Origin of the sequence: Pseudomonas sp. GM74, from assembly GCF_000282455.1 — a bacterium.
Classification (GTDB): domain Bacteria; phylum Pseudomonadota; class Gammaproteobacteria; order Pseudomonadales; family Pseudomonadaceae; genus Aquipseudomonas.
In genome coordinates, this window is record NZ_AKJG01000004.1 from 1 (window position 1) to 14498 (window position 14498).

The window sequence follows — 14498 nt, forward strand, 5'->3', positions numbered from 1 at the left end:
CCCCGCCGTAGCGGCGGCCATGAACCGGTGCAGGTGAGCATCGCCGACCTGTGGATCGATTTGATCAGCCGCAAGGCCACCCGCGCCGGTACACGCCTGGACCTGACCGCCAAGGAGTTCTCGCTGCTCAGCGTGCTGGCCCGGCGCCAGGGCGAAATCCTTTCGAAAACCGCCATTGCCGAAATGGTCTGGGACATCAATTTCGACAGCGACGCCAACGTCGTCGAAGTCGCGATCAAACGCCTGCGGGCCAAGCTCGACGGACCGTTCGAAGAGAAACTGCTGCACACCATTCGTGGCATGGGTTATGTGCTGGAGAGCCGTGGTGTCCAGTAATTCGATCGCGCTGCGCCTCAGCGGGATGTTTACGCTGGTAGCGCTGCTGGTGTTCCTGCTGATCGGCTGGGCACTGTACCAGCAGGTCGACAAAAGTCTGGGCCTGTTGCCCGAAGCCGAACTGGATGCGCGCTACAGCGTGCTCGAATCCACGGTCGGCCGTTATGGCACCCCCGAGCACTGGGTGAAGATCAAAAACAAGCTCAACCTGCTGAGCGAAGAAGACAAACGCATCAGTTTCTGGATCATCAGCGGTGATCCGCACTACGAATACGGCAACCTGACCCCGCAGCTCCGCGCCTTTGCCCAAGGGCCGCTGGGTACGCGCGACATGCATCTGCCGGATCACCCATATCCGCTGAAAGTGCTGGTCAGCGAGTTCCCGGCCAAGGATCAGCGCCCACCGTTGCGCTTCATGATCGCCATCGATACCGAAACGTTTTTCCATACCCAGCATGACCTGCTGGTCGCGCTGATCAGCCTGGCGATTGTCGGCGTGCTGCTGGCCTCGGCACTGGGTTATTGGGTGGCGCGGATCGGCCTCAAGCCGCTGATCAAACTGTCCCAGGAAGCCCAGCGCCTGGCCCCGCCGTTACGCTCGGGGCGCTTGCGACTGTCACCGTTGCCGCCGGAGCTGGATCAATTCGTCCGTTCGTTCAACTCGACCCTGGAACGGGTTGAACAAGCCTACTCACGCCTTGAATCGTTCAATGCCGACGTCGCCCACGAACTGCGCTCGCCACTGACCAACCTGATCGGCCAGACCCAGGTCGCTCTGACCCGCGGACGCTCCGCCGAGCATTACTTCGAAGTGCTGCAATCGAACCTCGAAGAGCTTGAGCGACTGCGCTCGATCATCAACGACATGCTGTTCCTCGCCAGCGCCGATCAGGGCAGCAAGGCGACCAAACTCACCTCGACCTCGCTGGCCGATGAGGTGGCCACGACCCTGGAATATCTGGACTTCATTCTCGAAGACGCTCAGGTCCAGGTTGAGGTCAGCGGTGACGCGCAGGTGTGCATCGAGATCGCCCATCTGCGCCGGGCATTGATTAACTTGTTGAATAACGCGGTACAGCACACCGCGCCCGGGCAGGTGATTCAAGTACGGATCGAAGCCCAGGAGCATCAAGTCAGCATCGGCATCGCCAACCCCGGCTCGCCGATTGCCAGCGAACATCTGCCGCGCCTGTTCGAACGCTTCTACCGGGTCGATGCCTCACGCAGCAACAGCGGCCACAATCACGGCCTGGGGCTGGCCATCGTCAAGGCGATTGCGTTGATGCATGGCGGGGATGTGTTCGTGCGCAGCGACCATGGGATGAATACCTTCGGCATACACCTGCCCGTCTGATCCCCAACTTTTCTGAACCACTTCCCCCCCTGTGGCGAGCGAGCTTGCTCGCCACAAAAGCGCTCGACACCGCCAACTGTTGCTCAAGTCGCAACAGTCCTTTCATGAATCCGCTCTTTTTCCCCTCGCCTCATATCCTTATCTTTGCCCGCACCAAACAGCACTTGCCAAGCAAGAAGGTTTTAAAGATGTACAACCGTATGGGTATTGCCAGCGCTTTCGTTTTGTCCTCTTTGTTCCTGTCGCCATTGGCGATGGCGGAAGAATCGCAGACTTTCGTCGCGCATAACACCGCACGCGCTGCGACGTTCGAAGAGCATCAGATCGAGATGACGGCCAAGGCTTCGCAAGACTCCCAGGCCCCGCAAACATCCAGCATCCAGGCCCAGCCACTGGCCGAAAAAGACAGCTGATCTGCACCAGTCTCTCGCGTTTCCCTCGACACTTTTCATCGGCTCTTCCCTTTGAAAAGTTGTCCTCAAAGCCGCTGCTGTCAGCGGCTTTTTTTATAGCTGCGACTCGGCCTTCATTGCAATTTATGCAACGAAAGTCACTGACGCCCAGGCAATTGATCAATCGTTCCGGCAACAGGAAGGATTCACTCGGCTGCGACGTTTATGCAACTACGCTTATAGCGTCCCTTTAGCAGACGTCAGCCCTATGACCGCAAGCCGCACCGCACATTTTCAAGGCCCGACCGGGCGACCCGAGATCATGGTGATCTTCGGCAGCACCCTGACAGTCATCTCGATCCTGTGCATCGTCACTTTCCTGCTGATCCGCGAACACGCCAACGCCCAGCAGACCGCCACACGCAGCGCGACCACCATCGCGCAACTGATCGATGCCGATGTCCTGCGTACGGTCGAGCTCTATGACTTGACCTTGCAAGGCCTGATCGCCGCCGCCCAACGGGACGACCTCAAACAGGTTGCACCGCAGATCCGACATCTGGTGCTGTTCGACCGCTCCACCACCGCGCGCTACAAGGGCGACATCCTGCTGCTGGACAAACACGGCGACGTGCTGGCCGACTCTTCATTGATCGAGCCAAAACCGGGCAACTTCGCTGACCGCGATTATTTCCTGGCCCATGTCTTCAACCACGACACCGGCATGTTTATCAGCCGGCCGTTCAAACCACGCTGCGACTGCGATGACAGCGACGAATGGCGCATCAGTTTCAGCCGGCGCATTTCTTCGCCCACGGGCGAGTTTCTGGGTGTCGCGGTGGCGTCGATGCGCATCAGCTACTTCGATCAACTGTTCAACAGCCTCGACATCGGCAACGGCAGTACGCTGGGCATCATCAACGATGACGGGATCCTCCTGGCGCAGAAACCGTACCGGGAACAAAACGCCATCGGCAAAAACTTCTCCAGCCGTCCCAACGTCGTACGCATGCTACGCGAGCGCAGTGGCACCTTTGAAAGCGTGTCGAGTGTCGACCATCAACGGCGCCTGTACACCTTTACCCGGGTCGGCAACCTGCCACTGACTGTCATCGTGGCCCTGTCCATCGACGAAGTGTTCGCCACCTGGAACCGCACGGCCTATGTGATCAGCGGTGCGACAGGGGTTTTGTGCATCGGCCTGTTGTGGCTGACCTGGATGCTCTGCCGCGAGCTGCGACGGCGCCAAAGTGCCGAGCAGGAACTGGCGCAACTGGCGGCCACCGATGCCTTGACCGGCGTGGCCAACCGTCGCTCCCTTGATCTGACCCTGCGCCATGAATGGTTTCGCGCGCAACGCAGCGGCAAGCCGTTGTCGTTGCTGATGATCGATGCCGATCACTTCAAGGCCTTCAACGACCGGCACGGGCATCAGGCCGGCGACGACGCCTTGCGGGCGTTGGCCGAAGTCATCCGCGCCAATGTCCATCGCCCGGCGGATCTGGTGGCTCGTTATGGCGGCGAAGAGTTTTCGGTGGTCCTGGCCGAAACTGAGAGTGAAGGCGCGAAGCAGATCGCCGAGCACATCCGCGAGGCGGTGCAGAAACTGCCGCTGGTAGACCCCGGTGAGCCGCCGATGAGCGTAAGTATCGGCATTGCCACCTGGACGGCGGCCAGCGAGATCAACCTGGAACAGTTGCTGTTCAGCGCGGACAAGGCGTTGTATCAAGCCAAGGAAGGGGGGCGTAACCGGGTGGTGTATGCCAGCTGAATTTTATGCTGAACCGACCGGCCTCTTCGCGAGCAAGCCCGCTCCGGGCGGCGTTCCGACGAAGGGGCCTTCATTGCCACCATCAAAATCAGGGCATAAAAAAAGGCCACCCGAAGGCAGCCTTTAAAAAACTAGAGAGGTTTTTTGCTTACACCGCCGCAACCGGACGCATGTAAGAGATCGGTGCAGTACTGGCGTCTTCGAACGTCACGACTTCCCAGGCATCTGTCTGCTCAATCAACTTGCGCAGCAGCTGGTTGTTCAGTGCGTGGCCGGACTTGAAGCCCTTGAACTCACCAATCAGGCTATTGCCCAGCAGGTAGAGGTCACCGATTGCATCGAGAATCTTGTGCTTCACGAATTCGTCTTCATAGCGAAGGCCGTCTTCGTTCAGTACGCCATCGGCATCGACCACGATTGCGTTTTCAACGCTGCCGCCGAGTGCGAGGTTGTGCTTGCGCAGGTACTCGATGTCACTCATGAAACCGAAAGTACGGGCGCGGCTGACTTCTTTTACGAACGAAGTGCTGGAAAAATCCACGCTTGCACTTTGGGTGCGGTCCCGGAAAACCGGGTGATCGAAATCGATCTCGAAGCTCACCTTGAACCCTTCGAAAGGGACGAAAGTGGCGCGCTTGTCGCCGTCTTCCACTGTCACTTCACGCAGGATGCGGATGAATTTCTTGGCGGCGTCCTGTTCTTCCAGGCCTGCCGATTGAATCAGGAATACGAAAGGTCCAGCGCTGCCATCCATGATCGGGACTTCGGACGCGGAGAGCTCGACGTAGGCGTTATCGATGCCCAGGCCAGCCATGGCCGAGAGCAAGTGCTCTACCGTGTCCACTTTGACGTCGCCATTGATCAGCGTGGTCGACATAGTGGTTTCACCGACGTTTTCCGCGCGGGCAGGAATCTGCACCACAGGGTCGAGGTCAGCGCGACAAAACACAATGCCAGTGTCGACAGGCGCAGGCTTGAGGGTCAGGTAGACCTTCTCCCCGGAGTGCAGGCCTACACCTGTGGCACGGATAATATTTTTCAGTGTGCGTTGTTTAATCATGGCTTGGGCCGCTTCAGCGCAAATTGCGAACTGGTATCAACAAAGGCTGGCGATGATAGCAGACCGAGCCTTTGCTGAACACCAATCACCTTCATAGCCCTGATACATTCCATCAATCGGCCTGACGACGCAGGAAAGCCGGGATGTCCAGGTAGTCCAGGTCATCTTGCGGATTCATCTTCGCGGCAGTCGCAGCACCGGCCTGGGCCTGGTTGCGCATGACGGTCGGACGGTCCAGGTCACGGTAGTTCACCGCTGGAGCTTCCTGACGAACAGGGGCCTGTTGTTGTGGCTGTGCAGCCATCGAAGTGTGGACGGTGTTGTCGATGACCTTCACAGGCTTCTCGATTTTAGCGCCAAGACCTGTGGCAACGACAGTCACGTGCAGCTCGTCGCGCATGTCCGGATCGATAACGGTACCGACCTTGACCATCGCGTGCTCGGAAGCGAAGGCTTCGATGATGCTACCCACGTCGGAGTACTCACCCAGGGACAGGTCAGGACCGGCGGTGATGTTCACCAGGATGCCGCGTGCGCCTTGCAGGTTCACGTCTTCGAGCAGCGGGTTGCGGATGGCCGCTTCGGTCGCTTCACGTGCACGGTTCGGACCGCTGGCGCAGCCAGTGCCCATCATCGCCATGCCCATTTCGCTCATCACGGTACGCACGTCGGCGAAGTCGACGTTGATCATGCCCGGACGCTTGATGATGTCGGAGATACCGCGGACGGCACCGGCCAGTACATCGTCAGCCTTGGCGAAAGCCGACAGCAGGCTTGCGTCTTTACCGAGGATGGTCAGTAGCTTCTCGTTGGGAATAGTGATCAACGAGTCGACGCTTTCGGAGAGCATGCGGATGCCTTCGTCGGCGATCTGCATACGCTTGCGGCCTTCGAACGGGAACGGACGGGTCACGACCGCAACGGTCAGGATGCCCATTTCCTTGGCCACTTCGGCGATGATCGGCGCAGCACCGGTACCGGTACCGCCGCCCATGCCAGTGGTGATGAACACCATGTTGGTGCCCTGCAGGACTTCGGCAATACGCTCACGATCTTCCAGAGCGGCCTGACGGCCGACTTCAGGGTTGGCGCCAGCGCCCAGGCCCTTGGTCACGCCCGTGCCCAGTTGCAGGATGGTCCGCGCGCCGATGTTTTTCAGCGCTTGAGCATCGGTGTTGGCGCAGATGAACTCGACGCCTTCGATGTTGCTCTTGACCATGTGGTTGACAGCGTTGCCGCCGCCACCGCCGACACCGATAACTTTGATTACCGGGCTTGCGGGGATGTTGTCTACGAGTTCGAACATTTTCCCTCTCCTTTACATTCTCTAGTTTTTTCGCCTACTGCGTGCTTCGGTATAACGGTATTGCGGTAAATCTTCAGAAATTGCCCTGGACCCACTTCTTCAGGCGGTCCAGCAGCGGAGCCTGTGGCTCTTCGTTGCTGTAGCTGTCGCGGCTGCCGATGCCCGAGAACGAGATGCCGTCGGACTGTTTCTGCAGGCCGTACATCAACAGGCCGACGCCGGTGGAATAGATCGGGTTGCGCACCACGTCATCCAGACCTTTCACGCCGTGAGGCACGCCCAGGCGCACCGGCATGTGGAAGATTTCCTCGGCCAGTTCGGTAGCGCCTTCCATCTTCGACGTACCGCCGGTCAGCACGATGCCGGCCGGGATCAGGTCTTCGTAGCCACTGCGGCGCAGTTCGGCCTGGATCAGCGTGAACAGTTCGTCGTAGCGCGGCTCGACCACTTCGGCCAGGGCCTGGCGGGACAGCTCGCGCGGCGGACGGTCGCCGACGCTTGGCACCTTGATGGTTTCACCGGCACCGGCCAGCTTGGCCAGGGCGCAGGCGTAACGGATCTTGATTTCTTCGGCGTACTGGGTCGGAGTGCGCAACGCCATGGCAATGTCGTTGGTCACCTGGTCACCTGCAATCGGGATCACCGCAGTGTGACGGATCGCGCCTTCGGTGAAGATCGCGATGTCGGTGGTGCCACCGCCAATGTCCACCAGGCACACGCCCAGCTCTTTCTCGTCATCGGTCAGTACCGAGTACGCGGAAGCCAGTTGCTCGAGAATGATGTCGTCGATTTCCAGACCGCAGCGACGCACGCATTTTTCAATGTTCTGTGCTGCGTTGACGGCGCAGGTGACCACGTGGACCTTGGCTTCCAGACGCACGCCGGACATGCCCAGCGGTTCGCGGACGCCTTCCTGGTTATCGATCACGTAATCCTGCGGAAGGGTGTGCAGCACGCGCTGGTCAGCCGGGATCGCCACGGCCTGGGCGGCGTCGAGCACACGCTCAAGGTCGGCAGAGCTGACTTCGCGATCACGAATCGCCACGATGCCGTGGGAGTTCAGGCTGCGGATGTGATTGCCGGCCACGCCGACGAACGCCGAGTGAATGCGGCAACCAGCCATCAGCTGCGCTTCTTCGATGGCGCGCTGGATCGATTGCACGGTGGATTCGATGTTCACCACCACGCCTTTTTTCAGGCCACGGGACGGATGGGTACCGATCCCGACGATTTCCAGCGTGCCGTCGTCCGCGACCTCGCCCACCAGCGCCACCACCTTGGAGGTGCCGATATCGAGACCGACGATCATTTTGCCGCTTTGCACGTTTGCCATGGGTCCTGCCTCTTCTTAATTCTTCGCGACAGCGGGTTGGGCTGCCGTGGGCGCTACAGGTTCCCGCCAGCCAACAGCGAGGCCGTTGGCGTAGCGCAGATCGATGCGCGCAATGTTCGTAATCTGTTCTTTGAGCGTCTTGTCATAGATGGCGATGAAACGGCGCATCTTTTCCACCTGGTTGCCGCGTCCCAGCAGCAGTTCAATCCCGGGACCCGCGCTGCCGGGACCGGTGGTCAGGAACCAGCTGCCGCGATCACGCAGCTCGAGGCGTGCAATCGAGAAGCCCAGCGGCCTGAGCATCTGACTCAGCACCTGATATTGCTGCATCACTTGCTGCTGGGCCCGCTGTGGGCCGAACAGCTGTGGCAAGTGTTCATAGTTCGCCAGCTCGCGCGGGGTGAAGGCCTGGCCCTGATTGTTCAACAGCGACTCGTCGCCCCAACGGGCCACGGGCAGTTGTTCTTCCAGGCGGATCACCACTTGATCCGGCCACACCCGGCGCACTTCGGCGTGGGCAATCCATGGCATCGTTTCCAGCTCGGTGCGCATGCTCGCCAGGTCGATGGTGAAGAAGCTCGACGCCACGTACGGGGCGATCCGCTGCTGCACCGCTTGCTGGCTGATGTAACTCAGGTCGCCCTGCACGTTGATTTTGGTGATCGGCCGGTCGGCATACGGCAACAACCGTGTCGCGCCTTCGTAAGTACCGAACCCCAACGCCACCAGCAGTACCGGCCAGAACAACGCTTTGAGAAAACCGAAGTTGGCTTTCGGCAGGCGCGCGGACATCGGCTCTTTGGCCACCATTCGGCTGGCACCCCGCGGTACCGGCTTGCGGCCGGTCGGTGCGGTGGGCTGATGTCTGAGTTGAGCGCCTTGCATGGCCTTAACCTCTCATCGACTCTTGGTTACCGGCAGTGTTGCCGACAACGCTCTCGGCCAAAATGGCCAGAACCAGTTGCTGGAAATCCAGACCGGCGGCACGGGCCGCCATCGGCACCAGGCTGTGATCGGTCATGCCAGGTGCGGTGTTGACTTCCAGGAACCAGAACTGCCCGTCGGCGTCCTGCATCACGTCTGCCCTGCCCCAACCGGCGATACCCAGCGCTTCACAGGCTTTCACCGTGAGGTCCATGAGTTCCTTTTCCTTGGTGCTGTCCAGGCCGCACGGAATGCGGTACTGGGTATCGTTGGCGATGTACTTGGCGTCGTAGTCGTAGAAGCTGTGCGTCGTGCCCAGGGCAATCGGTGGCAACACCTGGTCACGCAGGGTGGCGATGGTGAACTCCGGACCGTGAATCCATTGCTCGACCAACACTTGCGAATCGTAGGTACTGGCCGCTTTCCATGCGTCGATCAACTCGGACGCAGAACTCACTTTGGCCATCCCGATACTTGAACCTTCATGGGCCGGTTTGACGATCAAAGGGAAGCCCAGTTCCGTCGCCGCCGAAATACAATCGGCCTCGCTGCAAAGGACCGCGTGACGTGGGGTCGGAATGCCCAGACTGTGCCAGACCTGCTTGGTACGCAGCTTGTCCATGGCCAGGGCCGACGCCAGGATGCCGCTGCCGGTGTACGGAATGCCCAGGCATTCGAGCAGGCCCTGCATGCTGCCGTCTTCACCGCCACGACCGTGGAGGATGATGAAGGCGCGGTCGATCTTTTCGCTCTGCAGACGCTGCAGCAGGTCATCGCCCACATCGAGGCCGAACGCGTCCACACCGGCGGTTTGCAGTGCATCCAGAACGGCGTTGCCGGATTTCAGGGACACTTCGCGCTCGGCGCTCTTGCCGCCGAACAGCACGGCGACGCGGCCGAAGTTTTTCGGCGCGATCGTGGAGACCAGGTTGGCGTAGGCAGCACTCATTTCAACTTCCCCTTCTCCGGCGCGGCAACGGCACCGGCGAACAACTCACTTTTCAACAGTTTTGGTGCGAGACCGCCGATATCGCCGGCGCCCTGGCACAGCAGGATGTCGCCCGCGCGCAGCAGCGGCTTGACCACTGGGGCCAGGTCGACACCACGCTCGATGTAGATCGGGTCAAGCTGGCCACGCTGACGGATGCTGTTGCACAGCTTGCGGCTGTCGGCGCCCGGAATCGGCTCTTCGCCGGCCGGATAGACTTCCATCAGCAGCAGTACGTTGGCGTCGGCCAGCACATTGACGAAATCGTCGTACAGGTCACGGGTGCGGCTGTAACGGTGCGGCTGGTAGACCATCACCAGGCGGCGCTCCGGCCAGCCACCGCGTACGGCCTTGATCACGGCCGCGACTTCCGTCGGGTGGTGACCGTAGTCATCGACCAGCATCACATTGCCACCATCCACCGGCAGTTCGCCGTAGACCTGGAAGCGTCGGCCGACACCCTGGAACCCGGACAGGCCCTGGACGATGGCTTCATCGCTGACGCCTTCGTCGGTGGCGATGCAGATGGTCGCCAGTGCATTCAATACGTTGTGGTTGCCCGGCATGTTCACCGAAACATCCAGCGGCTCGCGGTCAGGGCGCAGCACGGTGAAGAAGGTCTGCATGCCTTGCTGGCGCACGTTGATGGCGCGCACGTCGCAGTCTTCGCCGAAGCCATAGGTGACCGTCGGGCGTTTGACCTGCGGGAGGATTTCACGCACCACCGGATCGTCCAGGCACACCACCGCCAGACCATAGAACGGCAGGTTGTGGAGGAATTCGACGAAGGTTTTCTTCAGCTTGTTGAAGTCACCGTCGTAGGTCGCCATGTGATCGGCGTCGATGTTGGTGACCACGGCCACCAGCGGCTGCAAGTGCAGGAAGCTGGCGTCGCTTTCGTCGGCTTCGGCGATCAGGTAACGACTGGTGCCGAGCTGGGCATTGGTGCCCGCGGCGTTCAGGCGTCCACCAATCACGAATGTCGGGTCCAGGCCACCAGCGGCGAACACCGAAGCGATCAGGCTGGTGGTGGTGGTTTTGCCATGGGTACCGGCAACGGCAATGCCGTGGCGATAACGCATCAGTTCAGCCAGCATTTCAGCACGCGGCACCACCGGGATACGGCGTTCCAGGGCGGTGGCGACTTCCGGGTTGGACGTGTTCACGGCGCTCGATACGACCAGCACATCAGCGGCCGCGGCGTTCTCGGCGCGATGGCCGATGAAGATCTGCGCCCCGAAAGACTCCAGGCGCTCGGTCACCGGCGAAGCCTTCAGGTCGGAACCGGACACGGCATAACCCAGGTTCAGCAACACTTCGGCGATCCCGCACATGCCCACACCGCCGATACCGACGAAGTGGATGCGACGGATGCGGCGCATTTCCGGTTGCGGCATGGCTTTCTGACTCTCAACCATGGGCCACCTCCAGGCAGCTATCGACCACGTTACGGGTGGCATCGGGTTTGGCCAGGCGGCGTGCCGCGGTAGCCATTTCGTTGAGTCGTTGTGGTTGCATCAGGACCTCTGTCAGGCGAGCGGCAAGATCCGCTGCGCCAGTCGTTCTTTGTGGCATCAGGAAGGCTGCGCCTTCACGGGCCAAATATTCGGCGTTGCGGGTCTGGTGATCGTCGATGGCATGGGGCAAAGGCACCAGCATCGAGGGCAGACCGGCGGCGGCCAGTTCACTGATGGTCAGCGCGCCTGCGCGACAGACCACCAGGTCGGCCCAGCCGTAGGCTTGGGCCATGTCTTTTATGAAGGGCTGCACCTGCGCCTCGACGCCAGCCGCGCGATAGCGCTCTGCAGTCACTTCATCGTGGTTTTTGCCGGCCTGATGGAACACTTCCGGACGCAAGTCGGCAGCGACTTGCGACAGGGCTTCAGGCAGCAACTTGTTCAACGGCTCTGCGCCCAGGCTTCCGCCCAGGATCAGCAAACGCGCCTTGCGACCGGCCAGGGCAGGTCGCGATGTCTCGAGGAACAGCTCTGTGCGCACCGGATTACCGGTGGTCCGGCGGCTGTCCGACAGGGTAAAGGTGTCGGGGAACGCTTCACAGACTCGGGCGGCAAACGGCACCAGCAACCGATTGGCGGTACCGGCCACGGCGTTCTGTTCGTGAACGATCACCGGCACGCCGGCCAGTTTGGCCGCGACACCGCCAGGACCGGTCACAAAGCCACCAAAGCCCACGACACAGACCGGTTGCAGACGACGAATGATCGCCCGCGCCTGCCAGACCGACTTGAGCAACATGAACGGCGCCTTGAGCAGGGACAATTTGCCCTTGCCCCGCAGACCGCTGGCGTTGATCCGATGCAACTCGATACCGGCCATCGGCACCAGATCGTTCTCGATGCCACGCGGAGTACCGAGCCAGTGCACGGTATATCCGCGTGCCTGGAATTCGCGGGCACAGGCCAGCGCCGGGAACACATGTCCACCGGTGCCACCGGCCATGATCATGACGTTAGCGCCCATGGTTCGGCTCCTCGGCGAAGTCGCTTTCATGGAACTCCATCTCTTCACTGCCCAGGTGGGTACGACTTTCCCACTCGATGCGCAGCAACAAGCCGAGACAGGCACAGCAGATCACCAACGAACTGCCGCCATAACTGAGGAACGGCAGGGTCAGCCCCTTGGTCGGCAGCAGACCGACGTTCACGCCGATGTTGATCAGGAATTGACCGATCCACAGAAACGACAGACCGTATGCCACGTAAGCAGCAAAAAACTGCTTGGCCTTTTCAGCCCACAATCCGATGTACATGCCGCGAATACACACGAAGACGAACAGTGCCACGGTGCACAACGAACCCACCGCACCCAGCTCTTCGGCCAGGACCGAGAACACGAAGTCAGTGTGGGCTTCCGGCAGGTAGAACTGTTTCTGCACGCTGTTGCCCAGGCCGACACCCAGCCATTCGCCACGACCGAAGGCGATCAATGCCTGGGACAACTGATAGCCGGCGCCGAACTGGTCGGCCCACGGGTCGGCAAAGTTGGTCAGACGCGCCATTCGATACGGCTGCATTTGAATCAACAGCACCACCGCGCCGACGGCCAGCACCACCATCAGGGAAAAACGGAACAGCCCGACGCCGCCAAGGAACAGCATCGCCGCCGCCGCGCCCATCATCACGACGGTGGCACCGAAGTCCGGCTCCATCAGCAGCAGACCCGCCATCGGCAGCAGCACGATGAACGGCTTGAAGAAGCCCATCCAGCTTTCACGCACTTCTTTCTGGCGACGCACCAGATAACCGGCGAGGTAGATCACCACGAAGACCTTGGCGATCTCGGAAGGCTGGACGTTGAAGAAACTGAAGCCGATCCAGCGCATCGAACCGTTAACCTCGCGGCCGATCCCCGGAATGATCACCATCACCAGCAAGCCGAACGCCCCCAACAGCATCAACCAGCCCAGGCGTTGCCAGGTGGCAATCGGGATCATCATGGTGACGATGCAGGCACCCAGGCCCAGCACCACGTAAATAAGGTGGCGAATCATGTAGTACAGGGCGCTGCCCGACTGCACGGCCGCCACTTCGGTCGATGCCGAGGCGATCATGATCAGCCCCAGGCCGAGCAGCGTCAGGCAACCGGCGAGCATCGGGAAGTCGAGGTCGATCCCGCGCCCGGTGATGAGCGGCGATGGAAACGGCTTGATGATGCCTTTGAGGCTCATGCCAGATCCTCCACGGCTTGGACGAACTGGTGACCACGGTCTTCGTAGTTCTTGAACATGTCGAAGCTGGCGCAGGCTGGCGACAGCAGCACCACGTCGCCCGGCTGGGCGGCGGCGCGGCATTGTTCGACGGCTTCGACCAGGGAAGCGACGCGGATCAGCGGAACGGCGTCGCCAATGGCCTCGCCGATCTTGTCGGAGTCGCGGCCCATCAGCACCACGGCGCGGCAGTTGGCCGCCACCGGATCGCGCAGGTCCTTGAACTCGGCACCCTTGCCGTCACCGCCGGCGATCAGCACGACCTTGCCGTCGATGTCCGCGCCCAGGCCCTCGATGGCCGCCAGTGCGGCACCGACGTTGGTGGCCTTGGAATCGTTGTAGTAGCCCACGCCTTCGAGGTCGCGGACCCACTGGCAGCGGTGCTCGAGACCGGCGAAGGTGCGCAGGCTCGACAGCATGGCATCGAACGGCAGGCCGACCGCATGGCCGAGGGCCAGGGCCGCCAGGGCGTTGGACTGGTTGTGGGCGCCGCGAATCTTCAATTCGCGCACTGGCATCAGGTTCTGGAATTCGAAGGCCAGGTATTTCTCGCCGTCTTCTTCACGGATGCCAAAGGCCTTGAAATCGGGTTTGCTCAGGCCGAAGGTCCAGCACGGCTGGCCCTCGCCCATCAACGGACGGCTCAGGGCATCCTGACGATTGACCACGAACTGCCTGGCGCCCCGGAAGATCCGGTGCTTGGCCAGGTGATAGGCCGGCAGACCGCTGTAACGGTCCATGTGGTCTTCGCTGACGTTGAGCACGGTCGCCACTTCGGCGTTGAGCTGATCGGTGGTTTCCAGCTGGAAACTCGACAGTTCCATCACGTACAACTCGATGTCGTCGCTGAGCAAGTCCAACGCCGGGGTACCGAGGTTGCCACCGACGGCAACACGTTTGCCGGCCGCCGCCGCCATTTCGCCGACCAGCGTGGTGACGGTACTTTTCGCGTTGGAGCCGCTGATGGCCACGATCGGTGCCTTCGCGTTACGCGCGAACAGCTCGATGTCACCGGACAACTTCACGCCACGGGCGGCGGCAGCCTGCAGGGCCGGGGTCGCCAGCGCCAGGCCGGGGCTCACGTAGAGCTCATCGGCACGGCACAGGAATTCGACGTCCAGCTCGCCACAACGCACTTCCACGTGGGGGTAGTCACGCTTGAGCGTGGCCAGTTCCGGTGGATTTTCCCGCGTATCGGCCACTGCAAACGCCACGCCCCGGTTCGCCAGGAAGCGAACCAGGGACATGCCGCTCTTGCCGAGGCCGACAACGATGCGGAAGTGGTCAGAAGCGATCAGAGACACGTG

The 14498-nt window shown here is 61.1% G+C and carries 13 protein-coding genes; 4 read left to right on the forward strand and 9 right to left on the reverse strand.

Annotation, left to right across the window (positions count from 1 at the left end):
* The 4 genes from PMI34_RS25460 to PMI34_RS25450 all read left to right on the forward strand — a co-directional run.
* Nucleotides 1-336, forward strand: a 336-nt coding sequence (locus tag PMI34_RS25460) for a winged helix-turn-helix domain-containing protein (RefSeq protein ID WP_008045906.1), incomplete at its 5' end; no start/stop codon positions are given.
* Nucleotides 326-1690 carry a heavy metal sensor histidine kinase gene (locus tag PMI34_RS25455; RefSeq protein WP_008045909.1) on the forward strand — a complete coding sequence of 455 codons (1365 nt, stop codon included), beginning with the start codon at nt 326-328 and terminating at the stop codon, nt 1688-1690. The genes PMI34_RS25460 and PMI34_RS25455, both read left to right, overlap by 11 nt.
* 188 nt (nt 1691-1878) lie before the next feature.
* Nucleotides 1879-2103, forward strand: coding sequence for a hypothetical protein (locus tag PMI34_RS29570; RefSeq protein WP_032829320.1), 225 nt, complete (start codon nt 1879-1881; stop codon nt 2101-2103).
* A gap of 247 nt (nt 2104-2350) precedes the next feature.
* Nucleotides 2351-3853: a sensor domain-containing diguanylate cyclase gene (locus PMI34_RS25450; protein ID WP_008045913.1), complete on the forward strand. Its 1503-nt coding sequence runs from the start codon at nt 2351-2353 to the stop codon at nt 3851-3853.
* Between the two features lie 148 nt (nt 3854-4001).
* On the opposite strand, the gene lpxC is transcribed toward PMI34_RS25450, so the two are convergent.
* The 9 genes from lpxC to murD all read right to left on the reverse strand — a co-directional run bounded on the left by lpxC (nt 4002) and on the right by murD (nt 14495).
* Nucleotides 4002-4913, reverse strand: a complete 912-nt coding sequence (gene lpxC / locus PMI34_RS25445) for a UDP-3-O-acyl-N-acetylglucosamine deacetylase (RefSeq protein ID WP_007916984.1) — start codon at nt 4911-4913, stop codon at nt 4002-4004.
* 112 nt (nt 4914-5025) lie between these two features.
* On the reverse strand, nt 5026-6219 hold the full coding sequence (gene ftsZ, locus PMI34_RS25440; protein WP_007972612.1) for a cell division protein FtsZ: 1194 nt from the start codon (nt 6217-6219) through the stop codon (nt 5026-5028).
* A 73-nt stretch (nt 6220-6292) separates the two neighbouring features.
* Complete coding sequence (gene ftsA, locus PMI34_RS25435) at nt 6293-7552, reverse strand: cell division protein FtsA (RefSeq protein WP_007989901.1); 1260 nt, start codon at nt 7550-7552, stop codon at nt 6293-6295.
* 15 nt (nt 7553-7567) lie between these two features.
* A complete protein-coding gene (locus PMI34_RS25430; RefSeq protein ID WP_008045915.1) occupies nt 7568-8437 on the reverse strand; it encodes a cell division protein FtsQ/DivIB in 870 nt (289 codons plus the stop codon).
* A gap of 4 nt (nt 8438-8441) precedes the next feature.
* Nucleotides 8442-9425 carry a D-alanine--D-alanine ligase gene (locus tag PMI34_RS25425; protein WP_008045916.1) on the reverse strand — a complete coding sequence of 328 codons (984 nt, stop codon included), beginning with the start codon at nt 9423-9425 and terminating at the stop codon, nt 8442-8444.
* Nucleotides 9422-10882, reverse strand: coding sequence for a UDP-N-acetylmuramate--L-alanine ligase (murC, locus tag PMI34_RS25420; protein WP_007989894.1), 1461 nt, complete (start codon nt 10880-10882; stop codon nt 9422-9424). The genes PMI34_RS25425 and murC overlap by 4 nt, the downstream gene beginning before the upstream one ends.
* Nucleotides 10875-11945, reverse strand: coding sequence for an undecaprenyldiphospho-muramoylpentapeptide beta-N-acetylglucosaminyltransferase (gene murG, locus PMI34_RS25415; RefSeq protein ID WP_008045918.1), 1071 nt, complete (start codon nt 11943-11945; stop codon nt 10875-10877). The genes murC and murG overlap by 8 nt, the downstream gene beginning before the upstream one ends.
* Nucleotides 11935-13152, reverse strand: a complete 1218-nt coding sequence (gene ftsW, locus PMI34_RS25410) for a putative lipid II flippase FtsW (protein ID WP_008045920.1) — start codon at nt 13150-13152, stop codon at nt 11935-11937. Before ftsW ends, murG begins: the two co-directional genes overlap by 11 nt.
* Nucleotides 13149-14495: a UDP-N-acetylmuramoyl-L-alanine--D-glutamate ligase gene (gene murD / locus PMI34_RS25405; RefSeq protein ID WP_008045922.1), complete on the reverse strand. Its 1347-nt coding sequence runs from the start codon at nt 14493-14495 to the stop codon at nt 13149-13151. The genes ftsW and murD overlap by 4 nt, the downstream gene beginning before the upstream one ends.
* Nucleotides 14496-14498 lie beyond the last annotated feature (3 nt).

Bases quoted from the DNA above. Each gene is read 5' to 3' on its own strand.
- PMI34_RS29570 (WP_032829320.1), top strand. From the start codon at position 1,879: ATGTACAACCGTATGGGTATTGCCAGCGCTTTCGTTTTGTCCTCTTTG.
- PMI34_RS25450 (WP_008045913.1), top strand. From the start codon at position 2,351: ATGACCGCAAGCCGCACCGCACATTTTCAAGGCCCGACCGGGCGACCC.
- lpxC (WP_007916984.1), bottom strand. From the start codon at position 4,913: ATGATTAAACAACGCACACTGAAAAATATTATCCGTGCCACAGGTGTA.
- ftsZ (WP_007972612.1), bottom strand. From the start codon at position 6,219: ATGTTCGAACTCGTAGACAACATCCCCGCAAGCCCGGTAATCAAAGTT.
- ftsA (WP_007989901.1), bottom strand. From the start codon at position 7,552: ATGGCAAACGTGCAAAGCGGCAAAATGATCGTCGGTCTCGATATCGGC.
- PMI34_RS25430 (WP_008045915.1), bottom strand. From the start codon at position 8,437: ATGCAAGGCGCTCAACTCAGACATCAGCCCACCGCACCGACCGGCCGC.
- PMI34_RS25425 (WP_008045916.1), bottom strand. From the start codon at position 9,425: ATGAGTGCTGCCTACGCCAACCTGGTCTCCACGATCGCGCCGAAAAAC.
- murC (WP_007989894.1), bottom strand. From the start codon at position 10,882: ATGGTTGAGAGTCAGAAAGCCATGCCGCAACCGGAAATGCGCCGCATC.
- murG (WP_008045918.1), bottom strand. From the start codon at position 11,945: ATGGGCGCTAACGTCATGATCATGGCCGGTGGCACCGGTGGACATGTG.
- ftsW (WP_008045920.1), bottom strand. From the start codon at position 13,152: ATGAGCCTCAAAGGCATCATCAAGCCGTTTCCATCGCCGCTCATCACC.